This window comes from Mycobacterium sp. NPDC050853, assembly GCF_040653875.1.
GTDB lineage: Bacteria > Actinomycetota > Actinomycetes > Mycobacteriales > Mycobacteriaceae > Mycobacterium.
On sequence record NZ_JBFAGW010000003.1, the window covers coordinates 419181 to 442457 of the forward strand.

Annotated in this window: 21 protein-coding genes and 1 riboswitch; of the genes, 10 read left to right on the forward strand and 11 right to left on the reverse strand. The window is 64.2% G+C overall.

Annotated features, from left to right (window positions below; genetic code table 11):
* The first annotated feature begins 24 nt into the window (after positions 1-24).
* Positions 25-585 carry a TetR/AcrR family transcriptional regulator gene (locus AB0H22_RS13990; protein ID WP_358146965.1) on the forward strand — a complete coding sequence of 187 codons (561 nt, stop codon included), beginning with the start codon at positions 25-27 and terminating at the stop codon, positions 583-585.
* Here AB0H22_RS13990 and AB0H22_RS13995 read toward each other — a convergent pair.
* Genes AB0H22_RS13995 through AB0H22_RS14005 form a run of 3 tightly spaced genes read right to left on the reverse strand, consistent with a single transcriptional unit; the run spans position 582 to position 4580 of the window.
* Positions 582-1145 carry a DUF4352 domain-containing protein gene (locus AB0H22_RS13995; protein ID WP_358146967.1) on the reverse strand — a complete coding sequence of 188 codons (564 nt, stop codon included), beginning with the start codon at positions 1143-1145 and terminating at the stop codon, positions 582-584. The genes AB0H22_RS13990 and AB0H22_RS13995 overlap by 4 nt on opposite strands.
* Positions 1142-2788 (reverse strand): CocE/NonD family hydrolase, encoded by a 1647-nt coding sequence (locus AB0H22_RS14000; protein ID WP_358146968.1) that lies wholly within the window; start codon positions 2786-2788, stop codon positions 1142-1144. Before AB0H22_RS14000 ends, AB0H22_RS13995 begins: the two co-directional genes overlap by 4 nt.
* 10 nt (positions 2789-2798) lie before the next feature.
* On the reverse strand, positions 2799-4580 hold the full coding sequence (locus AB0H22_RS14005) for a hypothetical protein (RefSeq protein ID WP_358146969.1): 1782 nt from the start codon (positions 4578-4580) through the stop codon (positions 2799-2801).
* A 70-nt stretch (positions 4581-4650) separates the two neighbouring features.
* Here AB0H22_RS14005 and AB0H22_RS14010 point away from each other — a divergent pair, with 70 nt between their 5' ends.
* Positions 4651-5583 (forward strand): GDP-mannose 4,6-dehydratase, encoded by a 933-nt coding sequence (locus AB0H22_RS14010; RefSeq protein WP_358146970.1) that lies wholly within the window; start codon positions 4651-4653, stop codon positions 5581-5583.
* Here AB0H22_RS14010 and AB0H22_RS14015 read toward each other — a convergent pair.
* Together AB0H22_RS14015 and AB0H22_RS14020 are read right to left on the reverse strand one after the other, a co-directional pair.
* Entirely contained in the window at positions 5539-5934 is a 396-nt protein-coding gene (locus AB0H22_RS14015; RefSeq protein ID WP_358147051.1) for a DUF2304 domain-containing protein, read from the reverse strand. The two genes, AB0H22_RS14010 and AB0H22_RS14015, sit on opposite strands and share 45 nt — an antisense overlap.
* The gene (locus AB0H22_RS14020; protein ID WP_358146972.1) at positions 5934-6644 is read right to left on the reverse strand and encodes a glycosyltransferase family 2 protein; all 711 of its coding nucleotides are present in this window, start codon (positions 6642-6644) and stop codon (positions 5934-5936) included. The genes AB0H22_RS14015 and AB0H22_RS14020 overlap by 1 nt, the downstream gene beginning before the upstream one ends.
* A 43-nt stretch (positions 6645-6687) precedes the next feature.
* Here AB0H22_RS14020 and AB0H22_RS14025 point away from each other — a divergent pair, with 43 nt between their 5' ends.
* Positions 6688-7092 carry a DUF2628 domain-containing protein gene (locus AB0H22_RS14025; RefSeq protein ID WP_180750728.1) on the forward strand — a complete coding sequence of 135 codons (405 nt, stop codon included), beginning with the start codon at positions 6688-6690 and terminating at the stop codon, positions 7090-7092.
* Positions 7093-7163: 71 nt separating this feature from the next.
* The gene (locus AB0H22_RS14030) at positions 7164-8549 is read left to right on the forward strand and encodes a wax ester/triacylglycerol synthase family O-acyltransferase (RefSeq protein WP_180750729.1); all 1386 of its coding nucleotides are present in this window, start codon (positions 7164-7166) and stop codon (positions 8547-8549) included.
* A 20-nt stretch (positions 8550-8569) separates the two neighbouring features.
* Here the strand turns inward: AB0H22_RS14030 and AB0H22_RS14035 are convergent, their stop codons facing one another.
* From AB0H22_RS14035 to AB0H22_RS14045, 3 genes are read right to left on the reverse strand one after another with little or no spacing between them, the layout of a single operon-like run.
* Complete coding sequence (locus AB0H22_RS14035) at positions 8570-9832, reverse strand: hypothetical protein (RefSeq protein ID WP_180750730.1); 1263 nt, start codon at positions 9830-9832, stop codon at positions 8570-8572.
* Positions 9829-11181 carry a M1 family metallopeptidase gene (locus tag AB0H22_RS14040; protein WP_180750731.1) on the reverse strand — a complete coding sequence of 451 codons (1353 nt, stop codon included), beginning with the start codon at positions 11179-11181 and terminating at the stop codon, positions 9829-9831. Before AB0H22_RS14040 ends, AB0H22_RS14035 begins: the two co-directional genes overlap by 4 nt.
* Positions 11178-15218 (reverse strand): Pls/PosA family non-ribosomal peptide synthetase, encoded by a 4041-nt coding sequence (locus tag AB0H22_RS14045; RefSeq protein ID WP_358146974.1) that lies wholly within the window; start codon positions 15216-15218, stop codon positions 11178-11180. Before AB0H22_RS14045 ends, AB0H22_RS14040 begins: the two co-directional genes overlap by 4 nt.
* Positions 15219-15363: 145 nt before the next feature.
* Here AB0H22_RS14045 and AB0H22_RS14050 point away from each other — a divergent pair, with 145 nt between their 5' ends.
* Complete coding sequence (locus AB0H22_RS14050; protein WP_219603127.1) at positions 15364-15606, forward strand: hypothetical protein; 243 nt, start codon at positions 15364-15366, stop codon at positions 15604-15606.
* Here AB0H22_RS14050 and AB0H22_RS14055 read toward each other — a convergent pair.
* The gene (locus AB0H22_RS14055; RefSeq protein WP_180750733.1) at positions 15603-16574 is read right to left on the reverse strand and encodes a TerC family protein; all 972 of its coding nucleotides are present in this window, start codon (positions 16572-16574) and stop codon (positions 15603-15605) included. The two genes, AB0H22_RS14050 and AB0H22_RS14055, sit on opposite strands and share 4 nt — an antisense overlap.
* A gap of 233 nt (positions 16575-16807) precedes the next feature.
* Positions 16808-16920, forward strand: a riboswitch (SAM riboswitch).
* Between the two features lie 32 nt (positions 16921-16952).
* Between AB0H22_RS14055 and AB0H22_RS14060 the strand changes: the two genes are divergently transcribed.
* The 4 genes from AB0H22_RS14060 to AB0H22_RS14075 all read left to right on the forward strand — a co-directional run bounded on the left by AB0H22_RS14060 (position 16953) and on the right by AB0H22_RS14075 (position 21412).
* Entirely contained in the window at positions 16953-18302 is a 1350-nt protein-coding gene (locus tag AB0H22_RS14060) for an aminotransferase class V-fold PLP-dependent enzyme (RefSeq protein ID WP_358146976.1), read from the forward strand.
* 72 nt (positions 18303-18374) lie between these two features.
* Positions 18375-19964 (forward strand): NAD(P)/FAD-dependent oxidoreductase, encoded by a 1590-nt coding sequence (locus tag AB0H22_RS14065; RefSeq protein WP_358146977.1) that lies wholly within the window; start codon positions 18375-18377, stop codon positions 19962-19964.
* A complete protein-coding gene (locus tag AB0H22_RS14070; protein WP_358146979.1) occupies positions 19961-20929 on the forward strand; it encodes an SDR family NAD(P)-dependent oxidoreductase in 969 nt (322 codons plus the stop codon). The genes AB0H22_RS14065 and AB0H22_RS14070 overlap by 4 nt, the downstream gene beginning before the upstream one ends.
* 63 nt (positions 20930-20992) lie before the next feature.
* Positions 20993-21412 carry a hypothetical protein gene (locus AB0H22_RS14075; RefSeq protein ID WP_180750737.1) on the forward strand — a complete coding sequence of 140 codons (420 nt, stop codon included), beginning with the start codon at positions 20993-20995 and terminating at the stop codon, positions 21410-21412.
* Between the two features lie 15 nt (positions 21413-21427).
* Here AB0H22_RS14075 and AB0H22_RS14080 read toward each other — a convergent pair whose 3' ends face one another.
* Positions 21428-21949 (reverse strand): 2-oxo-4-hydroxy-4-carboxy-5-ureidoimidazoline decarboxylase, encoded by a 522-nt coding sequence (locus AB0H22_RS14080; protein WP_180750738.1) that lies wholly within the window; start codon positions 21947-21949, stop codon positions 21428-21430.
* 128 nt (positions 21950-22077) lie between these two features.
* On the opposite strand from AB0H22_RS14080, the gene AB0H22_RS14085 reads away from it, so the two are divergent.
* On the forward strand, positions 22078-22764 hold the full coding sequence (locus AB0H22_RS14085) for a hypothetical protein (protein ID WP_180750739.1): 687 nt from the start codon (positions 22078-22080) through the stop codon (positions 22762-22764).
* A gap of 6 nt (positions 22765-22770) precedes the next feature.
* Here the strand turns inward: AB0H22_RS14085 and AB0H22_RS14090 are convergent, their stop codons facing one another.
* Positions 22771-23259, reverse strand: coding sequence for an inorganic diphosphatase (locus AB0H22_RS14090; RefSeq protein WP_180750740.1), 489 nt, complete (start codon positions 23257-23259; stop codon positions 22771-22773).
* Between the last annotated feature and the right edge of the window lie 18 nt (positions 23260-23277).

Here is a 23277-nt window from a genome sequence, read left to right on the forward strand (position 1 = left end):
AAGATCTCGGGCTATGCTGGTGTGATGTCGTATCACCACGGCGATCTCAGGACGGCAATACTGGCCAGCGCCGCCGATATGGTGGCCCGCCGCGGCACCGCAGACCTATCGCTGCGCGAACTGGCTCGTGAAGCGGGCGTCTCGCATGCCGCGCCCGCCCACCACTTCCGAGACCGCCGCGGTCTGTTCACCGCGTTGGCCGCCGACGGATTCACCAAGCTCGCCGAGGCGCTCGACGGTGCACACCCCGACTTCCATGCCGCCGCGCTCGCCTATGTGGACTTCGCCCTGGCCAATCCGGGCCACTACGCCGTGATGTTCGAGCCCGCGCTCCTTGATTCCATCGATGGGCCGCTGAATGCCGCGCGAGACCGTGCCGGTGCCGCCTTGAATGCCGGGATCGCGACGTTGACGCCGGGGCATACATCGGCGGACAGCGCCACCGCGGCCCGTGCGGCATGGTCCTTGGTGCACGGATTCGTCTCACTGTGGTCCAGTGGGGCGCTTGCCGATTCACGCAACGATGCTGATCCGAGGGAACTTGCCTCGCAGATCGCCTACGCGCTATTCCCGTCGGCCGACTAGCCGAGCATTACCGCGGCGCCCTTGGATCCGCTCTCGGTGTGCAGGACGATCTCCTTGGGCACAGTGCCGGCGGGCACGTCGTAAACGAGTACGGAACGTTTCTGTGCGCCGGGTCTGAGCTCCGCACCGGGTTCGAGTTGTTCGGCGTTGCGCGCCAAGATGTTTGCCATACTGTCGGGCACATACTCCTTGCCCGCCGCATCCCGAAGCTTCTGTGTGTCTCCGAGGAAGGAATGCGTCACCTTACCGAGGCTCAGAACTTCGACGTGTACGACGACAAAGGTGCCGGTTGCATTCGCCTGTAAGGCCGGATTGGCCGGGTCGCCGACGGTACCGGCATTGCTCACCCGAGTGATCACGAAGGCAAGATCGCCATCTTGCACCTGCTGTCCAAGGACGCCGGGCCTGCCTACTTCCGCTGTCACCACCTTGGTCTCAGCGCCGCCACCGGTACCGCCGACCTGGATAAGGGTGGGACGGCTTTCGGACGCGCCGCCACCTCCGCACGCGGCAACAAGGATCCCGATAATTCCCAGGGCGGGAAGGTATTTCATGATCACGTTGTGCGCATCAACGGCAGCGTAATAGCCGACGGGTTTGTCTCGTCATGGCGTATCTCGAAGCGTATCGGGAGGATGCGGCTAGCGGTCGCGAGTGGCTCGCCGGTGCCGGTATTGCGGGCGTGATTGGGAAAGGCGCCCCCGCTGACCTGTATCCGCAGGCGGTGTCCCCGCGCAAAGCGGTACCCGGTTGGATGCATGGTCACCTCCACCGGTGAACCCGTCGTGCCGTTCAGCCTGACGATTCCGTCGGTGACATTGTGGGACAAACCTTTTCGATCGACATCGCAGAGTCTGACGAAGAGGTCGCCCTGACCGCTATCGGTTGTCGCGTATACGGATGCCGAGACGGGGCCGATTAGATCCAGGTCGCTCGTGAGCGGCTCGGTGGTGAAAACCAGTACATCGGAACGTTTCTCGGTCGAGGAGTTGTCTCGTTGGCCGGAAGCCCTGGCGTCCAGCAATGGCCCACCCACCACCGGCGTGGGGTCTGCCGGGTCGTACGAAAAGGTATCGATGGAGTTATCACCTTGCGGTGCTTGCCAATCAAGACCGCGATCGGCCTGCAGATACAGTGGAGTGGGCGTCGACTCTTTAGGTGGCCACTGCTCGAAGTCCAGCCATTGCCCGGCCTTCTGCAGGTAGATTCGCACCGGTGCGCGGTGGGTCGACGAGGTATCGCTGTGTAGATGCGCTGCCAGCCACGAAAAGCTGTCGGTAATCGCCGTCTTGATTGACTTGGTGTGGTCCCACGGGCCGATGGTGATACGTCGCGGGCAGTCGGCCTGCTGCAGCTCGGTGTAATCGCGCAGCTGGCCCACTAGGAGCAGATCCCACCACCCGGTCACCATGCTCACGGGTGTGCTGAGCGTCGCGAGCCTCGGGGTATGGTTGATCTCGTCCCAGTAATCGTCGTCGGTGTGGTCGGTTACGGTGCGCCAGAACGGTTCTGGCTTCCCTATCGCGGCGTTGTCGGCCTGGCCCAGGGGGAGATGGTCCATGGCGCGGCGCACCCGCTTCTCGTGGGCGCCCACACGCAGCAGGCGAGTCAGCTGCGAGCCCTCCGGTGAACCGATCGCCGCCGACCAGCTCAGCAGGTTGTGCAGATTGAATGCCCCGCCCGGGTAGAAGAGTTCTGTGAAATTGCTGGTGGTGATCGCCGGGCACATGGCCGCCAACGGTGGCTCGACATAGGGCGCCACCGCCCACTGGGTGTGCCCGAGATACGACGGCCCGGCGGTCGCCAGCGTGCCGTCGCACCACGGCTGTTTCCGAATCCAGGCCGCGGTGGCCAGGCCGTCCTCGCGTTCCTGCCGAAACGCGTCGAACCTGCCCTGGGAGCCGAATTGACCCCGAGTGTCCTGCAGCACTACCTGAAATCCCTGACGAGCCAACAATGTTGACCACAGTTGGCCGATCAGGCCCTGTTTGTCGTACGGAGTGCGAAAGATGACGACGGGCATCGGATCCTGCCCGGGTGGACGGAAGTGGTCGGTCGCGAGCTGGACGCCGTCGGGCATCGTCACCTTGATGTCCCGCCGCGTCTGCACTTCGGTGGTGAGGGGTTCGGGCAGGTCGAGTAGCTTTTCAAGGACAGGAGCGGACAGTCGTCCGGTCCAGGTCAAAGCCAGTTCTCCGAGCATGGCGCCCAATCTACCGGGGAGCGAGCGCTCCCACCGGCCCGACGGCTACGCATAACGACAGCGACTGTGTAATCGGTTGCAGAGTAAGTGAATTCCCCGAACCTGGCAGTCTGATGAACACCCGGTTAAGCCCGCCGCGTACCGGAACCTTAACCCTGGGTCCGTCGGTGAGCGAGGCCCACACCGCGCCCTCGGTGTTGCCCAAGTAATTCAGTTCGACGACCCAGTCCGCAGGGAGTAGCGGTCCCGTCAGCGGCATGGTCGCTGTGGACTGCACCAGATAGCCGCAGTCGGGGACCGGCCCCTCGGTGATGGCGCGCGTCCAGGTCACCTGGGCGTCCAGCAGGTGGCCATTGCGGTCCAGCATCCGTAACTGGGTGGTGGTGGAACCGATCTCTGGTCGGGGGCGCACCAGGGCGAACATGTGGCTCAGCAGGTTCTCCGGTCGCACCACGTTCTGCAGCACCAGTGGGTCTACCTCCTGGTCGAGCACCGCGGGCCCACCCGCGACCGCGGCCAATGATTCCTTGACGTTGGCGATGTAGGGCGAGGCGGGATTGTTTTGCCAGCTACGCAGATAACTGACCGTCGAGACCAGGCTGCTCCCCACGAACATGGTCAATGCCAACGCAACCGCCGTGGTGCGTCGTGCAGAGTTGTCCAAGTACCCGCTGCCCGGACGATTGGGGGCGGTGAGCCCGACCGCGGCCAATAGCGTCGCGACCACCACCAGGTCCGGGAGATACCGCAAGGTCTGCGCGAGCAGCAGCGCCGTGAACGCGGACGAGCGCATGAGATAGATCGGCACCTGACTGGCCACCAGGTAACCCAACAGCGTCAGCCACACGAGCCCTAGCCGCCGCTTGCGGAGACAGGTCAGCGCGATCGTCGCCCCCAGCGCGAGTGCCCCAAGGCAGATCATGAACAGTGACGGCTCAGCCCAGGGGGAGCTCGGCACCCATCGGTCCCAGCGCCACGGCCCGCCCACCAAGCCGGGCAGCATGCCGTGCGTGAACGACCGTTGCAGCAGGGCCCATGTCATCGACAGGTCGGTGCTCCACCGTTTCTGGTCGACTACCACCAGATACAGCGCGATCCATCCCGCGGTCAGTGCGCCCGCGGGAATCCACAGCCAGACGCCCCGCCGCCAGGTCCGTGTCAGTGCGAGCCACCCGTGCCCGCGCAGATAGGCCAGTAGCGCCAGCACCGCGAACGCCACGAATGGAATGACCACCGACTTCTCGAAGAACAGCAGGCCGCCCAGGAACGCGCTCATCGCCGTCGCCGCGTACCGGCGGTTTCCGGTGCGATCCAGCAGTACCGCATCGCCCACGAACCAGCACATCGCGGTCAGCATCGGCAAGGAGTTCAGTGCGGCGGCCCACCAGGTGAATCCTGGTATCGCCAACGGTGTGAACAGCGAGAAGGTGAGGGGAACAAGCAGCACCGGCCGCCATCCCAGGATCACCCACAGCGCCCGCAGTAGCGCCAGGGACGCCAATGCCTGCAGGATCACCAGGCTCAACGCGGGCCAGAACCAGTTCAGTGGTGCGAGCTTGGTGATGATGCCCGCCAGCAGGAAGGCTGCGGGCATGACGTGGCCGTCATGGTCGTCGAACAGGTACGACGGCGAGAACAGGCCCTGCGTGCCGGCACGGCCGACCAGGATCAGGTCGTCCCAGTAGAAATTGCCCCCGAACGCCAACACACCGCGAACCACGAGGTGCGTCAGGATGAGTGCCATCGCTGCGACGGCAACTCGGTTCAGCTGGGCAGGAAGTCGGACGAGCATCAGTGCCAGACCCTATCGGTAGGGTGGGGGCCGAAATCACGAGCTTGCTACGGCATAGAGGAGTCGCCACGTGCGCGCAATGGTTACCGGAGCCGCAGGATTTATCGGATCAACACTGGTCGACCGGCTGCTGGCGGACGGGCACGAGGTAACGGGACTGGATAACCTGGCTACCGGCAAGGTGGCGAATCTGGATGCTGCTGAGGCGCATTCCGCCTTCACCTTCGTCAAGGACGACATCGTCGAGGCGGATCTGGAAGCCGTCGTGGCTGAGTACGCGCCCGAGGTGATCTTCCACCTGGCCGCGCAGATCGATGTGCGCCACTCGGTGGCCGACCCGCAGTTCGATTCCTCTGTCAATGTCGTCGGCACGATCCGGCTGGCCGAGGCGGCGCGCAAGGCAGGTGTGCGCAAGATCGTGCACACCTCCTCGGGCGGATCGATCTACGGGACCCCGGAGCAGATCCCCACCAGTGAGGCGGTCCCCACAGATCCGCATTCGCCGTACGCCGCGGGCAAGGTGGCCGGCGAGATCTACCTCAACACCTTCCGTCATCTGTACGGGCTGGAATGCTCGCATATCGCACCGGCCAACGTGTATGGGCCACGCCAGGATCCGCACGGAGAGGCGGGCGTAGTCGCAATCTTCGCGCAGGCGCTGCTGGCGGGACGCCTCACCAAGGTATTCGGTGACGGTGGAAACACCCGTGACTATGTGTTCGTCGATGATGTGGTGGAGGCCTTTGTGCGCGCCTCCGGCCCGGATGGCGGCGGGCAGCGTTTCAACATCGGCACCGGTGTGGAAACCAGTGACCGGCAACTGCATTCGCTGGTGGCGGCCGCTGCGGGCGCATCCGACGATCCGGAGTTCCATCCGCCCCGGCTGGGCGATTTGCGTCAGTCCTGCTTGGACGTAGGTCTGGCCCGGAAGGTGCTGGGCTGGGAGCCGAAGGTGGCGCTAACGGAGGGAATCGGCCGGACCGTCGAGTACTTCCGGGGCTAGCCCCGGATCGGTTGAGCCCTGCGGGGACTCGGCACCGCGTAGCGCGACTGCGCGCGCCAGCCGCGAGTAGCGCAGCTCCAAATCCTTGAAACGCAGGTAGGTGCTGAGCGTCGTGAACGCAAACGCGATGATGAGCGCATACAGCATCAGGTCGGTGCCGCGGCCCAGGCCGAGCCAATGTGCCAGTGTGGTGGTGTCATTGGGGCGCAGGATGGCGTAGATACCTGCCATCACGAAGACCACGAACCCGAGCTTCACCCATGCCTTCGCCTGTGCGGTGCTGCGCGAACGTAGCAGGTACACCAGCAGCAGCAAGACCGCGACGATCAGCAGCGGCTGTATCCAGGTGATCACGGCAACCTCCGGCGGAACGCGGTGTCGAACATGATGTTGACCCCGTTGATAAGCGACTGGCCCTTGGCCATCGAATACTCGGTGTACAGGATATCGACCGGCTGTTCTGCCACCCGCCAGTGGTTTTCGGCGATCATCGCGATGAACTCACTGGCGTGGCCCATACCGTTCATGGTGATGCTGAGACCATTGGCAACGGTCCGGTTGAATACGCGTAGGCCGTTGTGGGCATCGGTGAGGTTGAGGCGGCGGGTGCGGGGACTCAGCAGCACAACGGTTTTCAGCACGATGCGCTTGATGAGGGGCACATGGCTTGGCGCGGCCCCGGCACCGAACCGGGTGCCGACGATGATGTCGAGAGGTTCCAGGCGCAATCTGTCCACCATGGCCACCACGTCCTTGACCTGGTGTTGGCCATCGGCGTCGAATGTCACGAAGATCTGGGCGCCGGGCTGTGCGCGTGCGTATTCGACACCCGTCTGAATGGCTGCGCCCTGTCCCAGGTTGACGGGGTGCCGGACCACATGCGATCCGGCGCCGTGCGCAAGGGCAGCGGTGTGGTCGGCACTGCCGTCGTCCACGCAGACGATATTGGGGAAGGTGCCGAGCGCCGCGGCGATGACGTCGGCGATGACTGGTCCCTCGTTGTAGGCGGGGATGACCAGCCAGGTATCAGCATTGGCGCTGTTGCTCCCTGGAATGCTCACTGGGATCAACGTAGCACCGGTGACGGCGGTAGATTGCCCCGCTGTGACCGACATACATGATCGCCAGAATCTGGCGGAGATCTGGCAGATGCGTTTCGACTTCTTCGACCGGTACGGCACCCCCGGGTCGACCCCGGAATCGAAGGCGGCCTTCAAGGCGCTGCCCTTCGGTGCGCGTTTTCGGTTGACGGCGAACTTCTGTGCGTTCTTCTTCGGCCCGATCTACTTCTGCGTCAAGGGGATGTGGCAGAAGGGGCTCACGCTGCTGGGTCTGAACGCGGTTCTGATGGTCATCTTTGCGATCCTGCCTCTCCCGGATGCTGCCGTCACGGGTGTCGGCGTAGGTGTGGGCGTCCTGCAGATGAGCATCGCCAACTACGCCTACTACCTCCACTATGTGAAGGGCAGCCAGTCGTGGAATCTGTTTGAGGGCATCGGTTGGCGCTGACCGAAACAGAGCATCACACCCATCCGGCCGATTCCACCGGATCACCCGCCCGGCGCGGTTAAGTTGGCGGGATGAGGCGGTTGTCTGGAGTAGATGCGGCGTTCTGGCATGCCGAAACGGCGGGTTGGCATATGCACATCGGGGGACTGTCCATCTACGACCCCGCCACTTCGCCGGACTATAGCTTCGAGCGGGTACGCAGCCTCATTGTCGAGCGGCTTCCGTCGATGCCGCAGCTGCGCTGGCGGGTCACCGATGTCCCGTTGGGGTTGGACCGGCCGTGGTTCGTCGAAGACGAGGAACTCGATCCCGACTTTCATATACGTCGTATCGGTGTTCCCGCGCCCGGCGGTCGCAAGGAGCTGGAGGAGCTGGCCGGCCGGTTGATGTCGTACAAGCTCGACCGCTCGCGGCCGCTGTGGGAGCTGTGGGTCATCGAGGGGGTCGAGGGTGGACGCGTCGCCACGCTGACCAAGATGCACCATGCAATCGTCGATGGCGTCTCGGGAGCGGGTCTGGGCGAGATTCTGTTCGATATCGCCCCGGAACCTCGACCAGCACCGGCCGATACCGTCGGGTCGCTGGTCGCGCTGGGGCTTCCCAGCAGGGAACGAATGTTGTTGAGTGCACTGGTCAATATCGGTGTGAAGACGCCCTACCGGGTCGCCAGGCTGGTTGAGCAGACGGTGCGGCAGCAGCTGGCGGTTTTCGGCATGGAACGGAAATCACCCGGATACTTCGAGGCCCCGCACACTCGGTTCAATGCGTCCGTGTCACCACACCGACGGATCTCCGGTGCGCGCCTCGAGCTTGCGCGGGTGAAGGCGTTGAAGGATGCGTATGGCGTCAAGGTCAACGATGTGGTGTTGGCCATCGTCTCCGGCGCCGTCCGCGACTATCTGGCTAAAAGGGACGAACTGCCCGACAAACCGCTGATCGTGCAGATACCGGTCTCGGTGCGCACCGAGGAAACCGGTGGTGAGGTCGGGAATCAGATCAGCTCGATGACCGTCTCGCTGGCGACGGATATCGAGGACCCGGCCGAGCGGATCAAGGCGATCTACCAGGGAACGCAGGGCGCCAAGGAAATGGCGCGGGCCATGTCGGCACATCAGATCATGGGGCTGACCGATACGACGCCACCCGGGCTGCTGCAATTGGCGGCGCGGGCCTACACCGCCAGCGGGTTGTCCCGCAATCTGGCGCCGATCAACCTGGTGCTGTCGAACGTCCCGGGGCCGGCGTTCCCGCTCTACATGGCCGGCGCACAGCTGGAGTCGATGATCCCGCTCGGCCCACCGGTCTTGGATGTCGCCCTCAATATCACCTGCTTCTCGTACATGGAGCACATGGACTTCGGGTTCGTCACCACGCCCGAGGTTGCCGCCGATATCGACGAGATGGCCGACGGGCTTGAGGCCGCGCTCGTGGAGTTGGAGCACGCCGCGGGGATCTGAACGGCCTACCCGCAGCCGGCTCAGTCGATGACGGGATCAAGCGTTCCCGGCTCATCGCTCCAGAACGCAAGCGCAGCAAGATGTGCCACGATCCCGACGACGGGCCCGCCGATCAATGCGATCACCGTCCGTTCCTCGAGGCCGAGAGGCAACAGCAGCAAGAGCGCCGAGACCACCGTGGCACCAACCCATCCCGCCGAGTACGCGAGGTGACGGGCATGCGCCACCGTGGCAGCCCCGGTCAGGGTGAGGAGCGCGATCATCACCGCTCCCGCCGTCAGCCAGCCCAGGAGCGGTCCACCCGCCTGATACGCGGGATCGAACGCCGTCCGCAGCAGCCAGGGGCCGATGGACGCCGCGAGTGCGATACCCACCGCTCCGACCCCGATGATGATGGCGGCAGGGGTCAGCAGCGCGTGCAGACGCCGGTCCCGTTCATCCACGAAATGGGCGATGAGGTTGCCCTGCAGTGCCGTTAGCGGCACCAACAGGGGCGCGCGGGTCAGCGTGACGGCCAGGATCACCACACCGCCGGTGGTGCCGAGATCACCCGCCGTCGACTGCAACAGCACCGGGAAACCCATAACTAGGACCGCGCTGGCCGCAGCCGCGGCGATCGAATGTCGGGCGCCGCGCAGGAATTCCATGACGTCGACCAGTGCGGGCACCGTCAGCGCCTCGCGAGTGGGTTTGGACACGAGCGTGAGCAGCAGCCAGGACATCGATCCCGCCACCGTCGCCCAGAGATAGCCGACAAGCCCTATGGTGGCCACGAAGGTGACGACGGCAACCACCAAACGGATTCCCGCATCGGTGACCATGAGAACGCCGTATTGGGTCCAGCGACTCGAGCCGGCCAGCGCGCCCAGCGTGGTCGCGTGCATACAAAACCCGGCGAGCCCGCCGGCCAGCAATGCCACGCTGAGCCAACGGAACTCGGTGAATACGTGCGATGCCCACAGTGGTGCGGTGCCGACGATCCCGACGGCAGAGGCGATCGCGAATCCGAAGGCGATCCTGATCGGCAGTGTGGTGGCCAGCGGTGACCGCTCCCGCTGCGCCAGTGATAGCCGCACTTCTCGAGTGGTCTCCTGCAGCAGCCCGTTGGCCGCGCCGGTGACCAAACCGAAAGCGCCCCAGAAGACTCCGAACACAGAGAACAACGCGGGACCCAGCTCCCGGGCCGCGAGATACAGCACGATGTAGCCACAGATCGCGCTGATCGCCGTGGCGGCACCGATCCGCGCGACACTGGAGCGGGCGCTGGGGCCGGCGTCGGTCACTTCCGGTCCAAGGGTGGGAGGCGTTTCTCGTATAGCCACGCGGACCACAATGGCCGCAACGATTCGTCGGAGTACCCGGCGGCCAGGCCCGTGAAGTCATCGGTAATGACGGTGCTGTGCCGGTATCGAGTGGTCCAGTCCTGCAGTAGCTCAAAGAACTTCACGTCGCCCAGCCGCAACCGCAATGCGTGCAGCGTCAACGCCCCACGTTTGTACACGCGATCGTCGAACATCAGTTGCGGGCCCGGGTCGGCCAGTAGTAAGTCTTGCGGGAGGTCCTTGAGCTTCTGGTGATAGTGCCGGGCGCGGGCATCGGCCGACGGTCCGCCGGACTCCTCGGACCACAGCCATTCGGCGTAACAGGCGAATCCTTCATGCAGCCAGATGTCACGCCAACGGCGTGCGGTGACGCTATTGCCGAACCACTGGTGCGCCAGCTCGTGCGCGACGAGCCGCTCGGAGTGCCGCTCCCCATCGCAATGGTTGGCGCCGAACACCGAAATGCCTTGTGCTTCAAGAGGAATATCGAGATCGTCATCGGCGACCACGACGGTGTATCCGGCGGCGAAGGGGTAAGGACCGAACTGTTTGATGAACAGCTTCATCATCTGCGGCTGCCTACCGAAGTCGTATGCGAACCGGTCACGTAGACGCGATGGCAGCGCGGCGCTCATCGGTACCGGATTCTTGGCGAGCTTGACGGTCTGATAATCGCCGATCTGCAATGTCGCCAGGTATGGGGCCATCGGCTCTGGCTGCTCGTAGGTCCAGGTGGTATGCGCCGCCCGTACGCGCCGGGATACCAGCTCCCCATTGGAGATAACGCAGTATGGGCTGTCGCTGCTGATGACAAACCGGTAGCTTGCCTTGGAGCTGGGGTGGTCGTCACAGGGGAACCAGGACGCCGCACCGTTGGGCTGTCCGGCCACCAGCACGCCGTTGGTCAGCTCCTCGAACCCGACATCTCCCCACATGCTGTTGACGGGGCGCGGTGATCCGCCGTACCGAATCACGACGGTCATCGCTGCGCCGGCCGGGATGGCGGTGACCAGCTTGACGGAGATCTTTCCGGCGCGATGTCCGAAATGCGTTGGACGTCTGCCGTTCACGGTCACCTTGGAGACGCTGAGGGTATCGGCGAGATCGAGGGTGAACTCCTTGAGTGTGGCGAGGGTGACGGCGGTGATTGTCGCGGTACCGGTCAGCCGGTTGATGGCCACCTTGTACTCCAGGTCCAGTTCATAGCGTGACACCCGGTATCCGTAGTTACCGTTCTGCGGCAGATAGGGGTCTATGACGGGCGGCCTCGGGGGAAGTCTTTTGGCCGCCTTCTTGCCTGGTTTGGTCATGCGGCCGCTGGACCCTGGTCATCTGGGTCCTTGTCCTTTGGACCCCTGCCGGCCTTGGGCTTCTTTGGTGCCAGTGGGTCCAGTTTGCTCCATGGCGAAATCGGGTTTCCCTGCCATCGGGTAGACGGAGGGACCACATCACCGCGGACCACGAGGGAGGCGGGACCAACGGTGGCACCCGCGCCGAGCTCTGCGGCGGGCAGCGCCACACAATGCGGTCCCAGGGTGGCGCCCTCGCCGAGAGTCACGGTGTCCATTCGCATGATCCGGTCGTGGAACAGGTGTGTCTGCACCACACAGCCGCGGTTCACGGTCGCGCCCTTGCCCAGGGTCACCAGATCGGCCTCGGGTAGCCAGTAGGTCTCGCACCACACACCGCGGCCGATCTTCGCGCCCAGCCCGCGAAGCCACCAGTTCTGCATCACCGTTCCCGATGCGGCGCGTGCAAACCACACGGCGGCAACCGTTTCCACAAATGTATCGGCGACCTCGTTGCGCCAGACAAACGACGACCACAGCGGCTTCTCGACGGACTTTGTGCGGCCCACCACCACCCATTTGGCCACCACGCTGATCACGCCCGCCACCAGTCCGGCAGCCAGCAGCACCACCCCGCTCAATGCGGCAGCCACCCAGAAGTTGAACCGGATGGCAATCGTCTGCAGGGTCAACAGCACCCCGACACCGATCCCGAACGTGACGATGATCGGAATGATGCGGCAGGTTTCGACGATCGAGCGCATGACCTTGAGTCGGAACGGCGGCTCGAATGTGCGCGCGGAGTCCGCGTCATCGGCCTTGCGGCGCAGCCGTTTCGGCGGGCTACCGATCCACGATGAACCCGATTTCGCCTTATGGGGGGTCGCGGACAGCACGGCCACCAGCGCATCGTTGGGAACCTTGCGGCCGGGTTGGGTGATCCCCGAGTTACCCAGGAACGCGCGCTTCCCGATCCGGGCCTTGGCGATGTGGATCCAGCCACCCCCCAACTCATAGGAGGCGACCATGGTGTCATCGGCCAGAAAGGCGCCGTCGTCCACTTCGGTGAACTTTGGCATCAGCAGTGCCGTCGAAATCTCGGTGTTCTTACCGATTTTCGCGCCCAGTATGCGCAGCCACCACGGAGTCAGCAGGCTTGCGTAGATGGGGAATAGATAGTTACGCGCGGCGTCCATCAGGCGTTCGGTGCCCCACAGCTGCCACCCCTGTCGCCCGCGGACCGGGTGGTACCCCTCGTGCACGCCGATCGACAGTAACCGCACCAGCACCACGGTGATGCCGGCGTAAACGATCACACTGACCAACGCCGCGCCGGGAGTCCAGATGAGTGCGGGCACAACGGCTTCACAAATCGTGGCGGCATCCTTGATGCCGAATGCCACCACGGCCAAACCGGCCGCCAACGCCAACAGCGGCAGTCCACCGATCAGGATGGAGGTTATTCCGTAGATCGCAATCCACTGCGCGGCACGGGGTGGACGATAATCGGGCCACGGATGACGCGCCTTACCGGATTTGACGGCCGGCGAACCCTTCCAGTACTGACCGTTCTTCACCCGCCCTATGACACCGGAACCCGGTGCCACGTCGGCGTTCTTACCGATAACCGCTCCCGGCAGCAGGGTGGTGCGTGCCCCTACGGTGGCGTCATCGCCGATGATGATCGGGCCGAGGTGGAACTTGTCGCCATCCACCCAATGCCCGGACAGATCGACTTCGGGCTCGACGGAACTGCGGTGACCAAGGGTCAGCCATCCGGTTACCGGCGGCGAGGAATGGAGGTCAACGCCGTTGCCGACACGCGCACCCAAGGCTCTGGCGTAGTACACCATCCACGGTGCGCCGGAAAGGTTCTCGGCGCCACTGGCGGTGGCCAGCCGGTCGGCGATCCACACACGTAGATGCACGCTCCCGCCACGGGGGTACGTGCCGGGCTGGACGCCGGATAACAGCAGCCGTGCCCCGATGACGGTAATACTCATGCGGCCCAGGGGAGTGATGAACAGCACGAAGGCCGCCAGCACCAACCACCAGTTGACCGTGACCAACCACGGGACCGCGCTGAACGTCGCAAATACGTTGTTGGCCAGGGCAAGCCACGTCGCCCACTGCAGACCTGTGAGCGTGGTCAGCGGAACGGTCGCGATAACCTGCGCCAGCTCTGCCAGGCGCGGCACCGGCTCGACGATTCGTGGTTCGACCGCGATGGGAGGCGACAGCTCGTCCAGGAAGGTGGCCAGCGATCCGAGTCGTGGTTGGTCGTACAGGTTCGCGACTGTCACCTGCGGGTAGCGCTGCCGCAATGCCGCCACCAACTGTGCCGCGGAGAGCGAGCCGCCGCCAAGAGCGAAGAAGTCGGCCCCGGGCCCGTCGATGGGTGCCGCCAGGACGTCGCGCCACAAGCTGGCGAGCCAGCCCATGGTGCCGCCGAGCTCGGTTGCGTCGTCATCGGGACCCGCCCCCGGCGGCGGCCACGGCAGCGCGTTGCGGTCGACCTTCCCCGATGTGCGCGTGGGTAGTTCGTCCAACTTGACCAGGCGTGGCACCAACGCCGCGGGGAGTGATTCGGCCAGGCTTGCGCGGGCCGCTGCGATATCGAAGTTGGGGTCGGCGCTGGCGATGTAGCCGACCAGCAGCGGGGTGCCGCTGGCGGTCTTGCGCACCGCGGCGGCGCCGCCACTCACGCCGGGCAGGTTGACCAGCGCCGCATCCACCTCGCCGAGTTCGATGCGGCGGCCGCCGACCTTCACCTGGTCATCGGCGCGGCCCTGGAAGTACAGCCCGTCGGGTTCCAGGCGTACCAGGTCTCCGCTGCGGTAGGCCCGCGACCACCCCAAAGTGTCTAGGGGTGCGTACTTTTCGGCGTCCTTCTCCGGGTCGAGGTATTTGGCCAGGCCGATACCGCCGATCACCAGCTCACCGATTGCGCCGTAGCCGACCTGATTGCCCTGAGCATCCACGACTGCCAGATCCCAACCGGGTAGCGGCAATCCGATGCTGACGGGGCTCACGCCGTCGAGCTGCGCCGCGCATGCCACCACGGTCGCCTCGGTGGGGCCATAGGTGTTCCACACCTCGCGCTTGAACGAGTCCTCACCTCCGTCGCCCAAGGCCAGCCGCTCCGCCAGATCCGGCGGGCAGGCCTCGCCGCCGAAGATCAGCAGGCGGACGGCCTCCAGAGCTTCTGCCGGCCACAACGCTGCCAGGGTGGGCACCGTGGACACCACGGTGACATCGCGAGATACCAGCCATGGGCCCAGGTCCATGCCACTGCGCACCAGGGATCGAGGGGCGGGGACCAGGCAGGCGCCGTAACGCCACGCGAGCCACATCTCTTCGCAGGAGGCGTCAAAGGCCACGGACAGACCGGCCAGCACCCGGTCGTCCGGTCCGATCGGGTTGTCTTGCAAGAACATCTGTGCTTCGGCGTCGACGAAGGCGGCGGCATTGCGATGCGTTACCGCTACCCCCTTGGGGGTGCCGGTGGAACCCGACGTGAAGATGATCCACGCGTCGTCGCGTGGTGTCGGCTTGGTGGCGCGCCAGCCCCGCGACGACCCGGGGCCGCGAACGAGCCCGTCGGGGGTGATGACGGCTGCCACCTGCGCCTCACCGAACACCAGTGCCGCACGCTCCTCGGGATCATCGGCGTCGACGGGAACGTATGCGGCTCCGGCGGCCAGAGTCGCCAGGATCGCCACGTAGAGCGAGTAGCTGCCGGACGGCATACGGATGCCGACCCGATCACCGCGCCCGATCCCCCTGGCGCCAAGCCATTCGACGCTCGACTCGACGTCGACGATGAGTTCGGAGTAGGTGAGTTGCACCGTGCCGTCGTCGATGGCGGGAGCGTCGGGGTTCTCCGCGGCCGTCGCGTAGAGAATGTCGATCAGGGTGCGCGCCGGAGGCGCGGACCCACCGAGGAGGTACTGCGGGGGGATCGGGTTCTTCGCGCCAGCGGGAGGCTCGGGTTGAGGCACGGGATCCGGTGCCTCTTCGCGCGCGCGGGTGGTGGGTGACTCGTCGGGGCCGGTCACGCTGCTCCTCGTAATTTCCGCGTCGGTTTTATGGGCCCTGGAGGGGTACCGCAGCGAGCCTATCGGTCTGGATCCGGCTGGGCTCGCCGCCGCGCGGAAGTAGCCGCGCAGTAAGGGTGAAATCATACCGGCAGAGTTTGCTGCGATGGGTGCTGGACATCCACGTCATGAAGTACCTCAAGGACGAGAAACAGGTACCCCAGACGGGGCAATCGCCATCCGATCCGACGCGCCGCAATACCTGTACGCCCAGCCGTCAGACCTGCGGATCGGGACCATCACCAAGCCCAACTCCACTGAGATGCGGGACGGCGGCAGCTACGACACGTCCACCGTCGACAAGGACATCACCGCGGTGGTCTCGATGACCTTCGGCGTGCAGCCCTAGGCCTCTTTGGCGGTACGCCTGGTCTTGTACAGGCTGGCAACGGTGGTGATGAGCAGCGTCACGACGATCACCGCAAGGCTTGCCAACGTGGGGATCTCGGGCACATGAACCGACTCGCCGCCGTTGATGAACGGCAGCTCATTCTCATGCAACGCATGCAGGATCAGCTTGACGCCGATGAAGAACAGGATGAACGCCAGCCCCTGAGACAGGTACACCAGCCGCTTGAGCATGTCGCCGAGCAGGAAGTACAGCTGCCGCAGACCCATCAGCGCGAACACGTTCGCTGTGAACACCAGGTACGGCTCTTTGGTGAGCCCATAGATCGCCGGGATGGAGTCGAGCGCGAACAGCAGGTCGGTGGTGCCCAGCGCGACGATCACCAGGAACATCGGCGTCATCAGCCGAGTGCCGTTCTCCTTGACCCACAGCCGTAGCCCGTCCCACTTGTCGGTGGTCCGTAGGTGCTTGCGGGCGAACTTGACCACGGGGTTGTCACCGTCATCGTCATGCTCGGTGTCGCGCGCAAGATTGATCGCGGTGTAGACCAGGAATGCGCCGAAAAGGTAGAAGATCCACGAGAACTCGTTGATGGCCACCGCGCCCAGTGCGATGAAGATGCCACGGAAGATCAGCGCCAAGATGATGCCGACCAACAGCGCCTCTTGCTGATAGACCCGGGGCACCTTGAAGCTGGCCATGATGATCAAGAAGATGAACAGGTTGTCCACGGACAGGCTGTACTCGGTGAGCCAGCCCGCGAAGAATTCCAGCCCGAACTGGCTGCCGTGGAAGAACCACACCCAGAGACCGAAGGCCACCGCCAGTCCGACGTAGATGGTCAGTGCGGTCGCGGTTTCTCGGGTTGTCGGTTCGTGGGGCCGTCGACCGATCACGACGATGTCGAATACCAGGATCGCGACCGTGACGGCCAGCGTGATGATCCATTCGAGCTGAGTTACCTGCACGATTACCTCCGGTCGCCAAAAAACGCCGGAGGTCTCTTCCGCCGACCAGATGACCGGCCCGCGGCACCGATCGGACCAATGATGGCCGACGTGATGACGACACCGCAGCGAAGGAATACTCCCCTCCGCCAGCCAGTGTGCCTCAAAGATGCGGGGATCTGAAATCACGGGGTTGGAATCACAGTGCGCAATGCGCTTGACGGTGGTCGCGGCAGGCGGGCACACTGCGGACAGGTCATGAGAACCAGCGACAAGCCCTGGCTAGCTGGTCGGCAACCCTCCTCCACGGTGGGGTGCTCCAGGTGACGACCTGGTCGTGTCCAATCGGGCTCGGCAAGCGTGGACTCGCCGGGCGGGTCCGGTGAGACAGGATGTCACATGTCAGTATCCGAACAAGCGGTCGCACGTGTTGTTGGGGCCGATACCAAAGTTCCTCTGGCCCAAGGTGGCTGGATCAGGTACGCCAATTTCGACTATGCGGCGAGTGCGCCCGCGCTTTGTGATGTCGCGGACCGCATCACCGAGCTGCTGCCGTATTACGCCAGCGTGCACCGCGGGGCCGGGTACGCCTCGCGGGTGTGCACGACCCTTTACGAGGGAGCTCGGGAAACGGTCGCGCGCTTCGTTGGAGCCGCAGCCGGTCACCATGTGATCTTCACCCGCAACACCACCGACTCGCTCAATCTGCTGGCTTCGGCGGTGCCGGGTGCGGCGGAGCCCGAAAGCCGGCGACATTCAGGGACGGAGCCCGAAAGCCGGCGACATCCAAAGGTGGTGGTGCTGGATATCGAGCACCACGCAAACCTGTTGACCTGGCAGCGATATGGCGCACGGGTGGTGCGGCATCGTGCCACCGTCGCGGACACCATTGCCGCGCTGGACGAGGAACTGGCGCGACGGCCCGCCGCATTGCTGGCTGTCACCGGCGCCTCCAATGTCACAGGTGAGGTATTGCCGCTGGCCGAACTTGCGGCCGTCGCCCACCGACATGGGGCTCGGATAGCGGTGGACGGAGCACAGTTGGTGCCGCACCGTCGAATCGATCTGGCGGCGACTGGAATCGACTATCTGGCCTTCTCCGGGCATAAACTGTACGCACCATTCGGTGCCGGAGTCCTTGTCGGGCAAGGTGACTGGCTCGACGCCGCGCAGCCCTATCTCGCCGGGGGCGGAGCCGTCCGCAATGTGGGCATTGACGGAGCCGACTGGCTCACCGGGCCGCAACGGCATGAGGCGGGCACCCCCAATGTGGTTGGTGTCGCCGCGGTGGCCGCGGCCTGCGAGGCGCTGGGCGCTCTTGGTGAGCTAAGCGATGTCGAGGATGTGCTCACTGCCCAATTACGCGACGGCCTGGACGCGATCGAAGGCGTTGACACCCTGCGTATTTGGGCCGAAGGTCGTGAGGCCCTGGGTATCGTGTCGTTCACCGTCGTCGGATACACGCCCTCGGTCGTCGCTGCCTACCTCTCGGCCGAGCACGGTATAGGCCTGCGTGACGGCAGGTTCTGCGCCCACCCACTGTTGGCCAGGCTGGGCGCGCCGGGGGGAGCGGTGCGTGCCAGCATCGGATTGGGAACCACCGCAAGCGATATCACCCGGCTTCTCGAAGCCATCGACCAGCTGGTGCGCAACGGTCCCGCCCTGACCTATATCGAACACGATGGGCAGGTAGGTCCTGTCGACGATCCGCGCCCATGGCCGGATTTCTTAGGTCACCTGAGCCAATAAATATATGTAACTAGTAATACGTGGTACTTTCTGTTCGACGCTTAACCAGTCGGACGGACAAGGAAGTCGTATATGACTAGTGCACGTATGGGAAGTAGCGAGGTCAATGGTCGGGAACAGGTCGTTCCCGACCACGAGGTAGTCATCATCGGGGCCGGCTTCGGCGGTATCGGTGCGGGCGTCGAGCTGAACAAAAAGGGCATCGACGACTACGTCATCCTGGAGAAGTGGGATGCGGCCGGTGGCACCTGGCACGCCAACAAGTACCCGGGCGTCGCAGTCGACATCCCGACCTTCATCTACAGCTTCTCCTATGACCAGAAGACCACCTGGTCGAAGTTCTTCACTCCCGGCGACGAGCTGGAAGAGTATGCGCAGGAGCTTGTCGACAAGCACGGATTGCGAGACAAGATTCGATTCAACACCAGGGTTGTGCGCCAGGCATTCGACGAGACATGCAATATGTGGCGCATCAGCCTGGAGGGCGATAGTGAGATCACTGCCCGACACGTGATCGCTGCGACCGGTGGGCTTGAGCAGCCCAAACTTCCCGAGATCGACGGCCTCGACACCTACCAAGGTGTGCTGATGCACACCGCGTTGTGGGACAAGGATGTTCAGCTCGCAGGCAAGCGGGTCGCCGTTATCGGAACCGGTGCGACCTCGTTGCAGTTGGTTCCGGAGATCGCCGAGGAGGTCAGCCATCTCACGGTCTTCCAACGCACCCCGATTTACGTCGGACCCAAGCCCGATCTGAAGTACAACCGTTTTTGGCGTGCCCTCTTTGGATTCCCCGGTCTGGCCAAGGGCATCCGTCACGCCATCAATCTGAGTACCGCATACACGCCGGATGCGCTGTGGCGCCTCGACTCCAAGTATGTCGAATCCGCATCGATGTTCGTGGCCAACAGGATTCGTGCATGGATGCGTAGCCAGGTCGATGATCCGGTCACTCGGGAAAAGTTACTGCCGTACTACGGATTCGGCTGCAAACGGCCTTCCTTCTCCAACACGTATCTCAAGACGTTCAACCGCCCCAACGTCGCCCTGGCCACCGAGCCGATTCAGCGAATCACCGAGAAGGGGCTGCTCACCGCGGATGGTGTAGAGCACGAAGTCGATGTGCTGATCTGCGCCACGGGATTTCACCTCTGGGAACACACGCCGGCCTTCCCCGTCTCGGGGCGTGGCGGGAAGGATCTTCAGGGATTCTTCCAAGTGAATCGGTACCAGGCGTACCAGGGCGTTTCCATCCCCGACTATCCCAACCTCTACATAGTGACGGGACCGTACGGATATGTGTTCGGTCCGTACCACATGCTGATCGAGTCAACCACCGCGCACGCGGCGCGTGTGATCGCCGAGACCAAGAAGCGTGGGACGACCACTGCCGAGGTGAAGCAGGACGTGCACGACGCCTACTTCCACAAGATGCACGAGCGCAACAAGAATCACCTGTGGCTGTCACCGGCCTGCGCGACGTCGAACACCTACTACATCGACGATCACGGCGACTCACCGTTCCGTCCCGGTGGCTTTGGCGAAATGTACTACCACAACAAGTATTTCCCTCTCGACAACTACCGATACAGCGCCGAGACTGCCGCTCCGGCAACGAAGTCCAGGTCGACGCGGAAGCGCAACAAGGAGGTAGTGGGATGAGGCTGATTCCCGGCCGTAAGCCTGAACTCGTCGTGGTGACCGGTGCCGGCAGCGGTATCGGGCGGGCCATCGCGATCCAATTCGCCAAGGGTGGTGCGGAGGTGGTCGCCTCCGATCTGGATCTGTCCACCGCTCAGGAGACTGCGGAGATCATCCACAAGAAGGGGTATCGGGCCGTCGGCTTCCAGCTCGATGTCACTGATCCGGCAGCCTGGGAACGCTTCGCCGATCAGGTCCGGGCGGAATACGGTGTCGCCGACGTGCTGGTGAACAACGCGGGCATCTTGGTCGGTGGGCGCTTCTTCGACCTCGAGCAGGAACACTGGGAAAAGCAGTTCAAGGTCAACGTGTTTGGCGTCGCATACGGCGGCAAGGTCTTTGGCAAGCAGATGGCAGAGCGTGGGCGCGGCGGGCAGATCGTCAATATCGCATCGGCCGGAGCCATCACCCCGACGCCGGTGTTCCCGGCGTACTCGGCCTCCAAGGCTGCGGTGAAGATGCTGAGCGAGTGTATGCGGATGGAATTAGGGCCCAAGGGAATCGGTGTATCGGCGGTATGTCCGGGGTTCATCAATACCAACATCGGCGTGAACGCAACCGTTGCCGGTTTGGATGTCAGTGACGACATGCGCGAGCGCGCCAACAACATCATGCGGACCGTCCAGTCCTCTGCCCCGATGCGCGTGCTGGACAACCTGATCGGCCCACCACAAGTGGCCCGAGCGACAGTCCGAGCCGCCCGCTACAACTTCGCGGTGGCCCCGGTCCGCCCGGAAGCTTGGTTGGGCTACTTCCTCAGTAGGCTCCTCCCCGGCCTCAATCGGCATTTCATGTATCCGATTCCGTACTGGCTTGGCTTGGATATCGACACGCTCATGCCCAGGGTGCAACGCCTCGTCGACAATCTGACCGAGCGCGCTCCGGCGCCCACTCGTCAGCAGCCCGTTGAGCAGGTGAAGCCTTAGTCCGATCCATTCACCGGGAATTGAACCCTGGTGAATGGGCCGGTCGCCGGTACAGTCGGATCTGTGGCGGCACAGGCTCAAGCGTTTCGTGTGTTCACCGAGGATGCTGCCGGATGGCATGAGCTGACCGGTGGTGTCGGCAGCACCGAGCGTGTCAACGCGCCCGACCTCAAGCATGCGCAGCGGACCAGGCGTTCATTGCGTACCTCGCGGCAGGACTCACCCGCAGCCATCCTGGATGTCTACGTGCATATCGAGTCCGACTCACGATCGGCGCGTAAGCATTTCGCGGGCCTGAGGGTTCCGACCGCGGTCTCCTATGCAGGGACCCCTGAAGGGCTGGCCGGTTTGATCGCCGATATCTACCTGGCTGGCGTGGCCGACGGGGTGACGCTGATTCCCGCGTCGCCGACGACGGATATCAGTTGCGCGGCACACCGGGTGCTGGCATTGCTGCCGCAGCGGGTGCCGCTGGCGGCCTGACCGTGGGCCCTGTGATCACCAGTTGTCGTAGCCACCCTCGGGGCCAAGCATGCGCTCCAGTCGGGTGCGATTGATCTTTGCGAGCTCGTTGCGGGTCACCTTGCGTTCGGTGTCCACGTCGTGGTGCATCCGGTCGGAGATGGCTCGCAGCACCGAGGCGCCGTTCTGTCCGCACAAGTGCATGACGAAGCGATGGCCGAAGTGGTGCTCGTATCGATGGGCGGCGGCCCGCAGCGCGGCCATCATCCCCGGAGTTTCGTCGCGGATCGCGCACTGCTCCGCATGCGAGCGCGCACTTCCTGGGCGTTTGCCCAGTGGGGGATAGGCGATCAGCACCTCGTCCAGCGACTCCTCCGACAACGCGAACAGCTCGTTATCGGCGCACCGGAACAAGAGGTCGTGATCGGCGAACGGCCGTGCCGCGGCGATTTTCCGTGCCCAAGTCACGCTGCCACCACACTCGTACAGCGCGTGAACCGCCTTTGTCTCGGGCATCTGGTTGAAGATCTCGCGGCCGATGCCCTGATGCATCAACATAGGACCATGATTCGGGCCGTCGCCGCTGTTCGCTAGAGGGGGACCGCCAATTTTGCAGGAGCTTAACGCGACGTAACATTGCCGCCGGGCCTGAAGGGTTGGCCCGGCGGGGAAGGAGTGGGGGGACAGTGACGGATCCGTACTGGCAGCAGTATCCGCAGGAGCCATGGCCCGGCTCCGAGCCGGTTCCCTATCCCGAGGATCCGAAGCCCCCGAAATGGCCGTGGATAGTCGCCGGCGTCAGTGTGCTGGCGGTGCTGGCGATAGCCCTTACCTCGATCTTGGTCATCACCCGCCGAACCGAGATGGCTGCCCCGACGACGGTCACGGTCACTCCGTCGACGACGTGGACCGGGCCCAATGACTTCCCGATGCCGTCGATAACGACGACGGAGCCACCCCCGCCCTCGCCACCCCCGCCAAACCCCAGCACCGGTGTCGAGACCACCCCGACAACCACCGAGGCACCCCCCGTTCCCACCACCACCGAGGCGCCGAAGCCGGTGCCCACCACCGGCCAAGGCCCCGGCGGGTCGGGCACCGGAGGCAAGAGCGTCACCTATAGCGCGTGGGGCTCGGGCATCGATCCCGGTCCCGTACATTTTCCCTTGAGGGTCAGCTATTGGACCGGCGCCGAGACGGTCGTCATGGACGGCGCCACACTCCCGTGGGGAGTCTCGTTGACCATCACCAACTTCGCGGCTTCGCCGCGGATGTACGTGAACAATGGTGAGGCCAGTTGCTCGATCACCATCGACGGTGTGGTGGTGGCCAGCAACAGCGGGCCGATGGGCGCCGTATGTATTGCGCCCTGACCGTGGTCAGTGCCCCTGAGTCTTGAGGCGCTCGAACGATGCCAGCACCTCGGCCTCGGCCTCGGCGCGGCCCACCCAGTCGGCGGCCTCGACGAACTTGCCGGGCTCGAGATCCTTGTAGTGCACGAAGAAGTGCTTAATGGAATCCAGCTCGAAGCTCGACACGTCGCCGAGGTCCTGGATGTGGTCCCAGCGCGGGTCTCCGGCGGGTACACACAGCACCTTGTCGTCACCGCCGCCGTCGTCGACCATCTTGAACATGGCGACGGGGCGCGCCTCGACGATCACACCCGGGAAGAGGGGCTCGGGTAACAGCACCAAGGCGTCCAGCGGATCGCCGTCCTCGCCGAGTGTGTTCTCGATGAACCCGTAGTCGGCGGGGTAGGCCATCGGCGTGTAGAGGTAGCGGTCCAGGCGCACTCGGCCGGTCTCGTGATCGACCTCGTACTTGTTGCGCTGGCCCTTGGGGATCTCGATGGTGACGTCGAACTCCACACCCGCTCCTTATCTGAT

Excerpts from the sequence above, each read along its gene's own strand:
- AB0H22_RS13990 (WP_358146965.1), top strand. The coding sequence starts at position 25 with ATGTCGTATCACCACGGCGATCTCAGGACGGCAATACTGGCCAGCGCC.
- AB0H22_RS14000 (WP_358146968.1), bottom strand. The coding sequence starts at position 2,788 with ATGCTCGGAGAACTGGCTTTGACCTGGACCGGACGACTGTCCGCTCCT.
- AB0H22_RS14005 (WP_358146969.1), bottom strand. The coding sequence starts at position 4,580 with ATGCTCGTCCGACTTCCTGCCCAGCTGAACCGAGTTGCCGTCGCAGCG.
- AB0H22_RS14030 (WP_180750729.1), top strand. The coding sequence starts at position 7,164 with ATGAGGCGGTTGTCTGGAGTAGATGCGGCGTTCTGGCATGCCGAAACG.
- AB0H22_RS14040 (WP_180750731.1), bottom strand. The coding sequence starts at position 11,181 with ATGACCAAACCAGGCAAGAAGGCGGCCAAAAGACTTCCCCCGAGGCCG.
- AB0H22_RS14050 (WP_219603127.1), top strand. The coding sequence starts at position 15,364 with ATGGGTGCTGGACATCCACGTCATGAAGTACCTCAAGGACGAGAAACA.
- AB0H22_RS14060 (WP_358146976.1), top strand. The coding sequence starts at position 16,953 with ATGTCAGTATCCGAACAAGCGGTCGCACGTGTTGTTGGGGCCGATACC.
- AB0H22_RS14065 (WP_358146977.1), top strand. The coding sequence starts at position 18,375 with ATGACTAGTGCACGTATGGGAAGTAGCGAGGTCAATGGTCGGGAACAG.
- AB0H22_RS14070 (WP_358146979.1), top strand. The coding sequence starts at position 19,961 with ATGAGGCTGATTCCCGGCCGTAAGCCTGAACTCGTCGTGGTGACCGGT.
- AB0H22_RS14080 (WP_180750738.1), bottom strand. The coding sequence starts at position 21,949 with ATGTTGATGCATCAGGGCATCGGCCGCGAGATCTTCAACCAGATGCCC.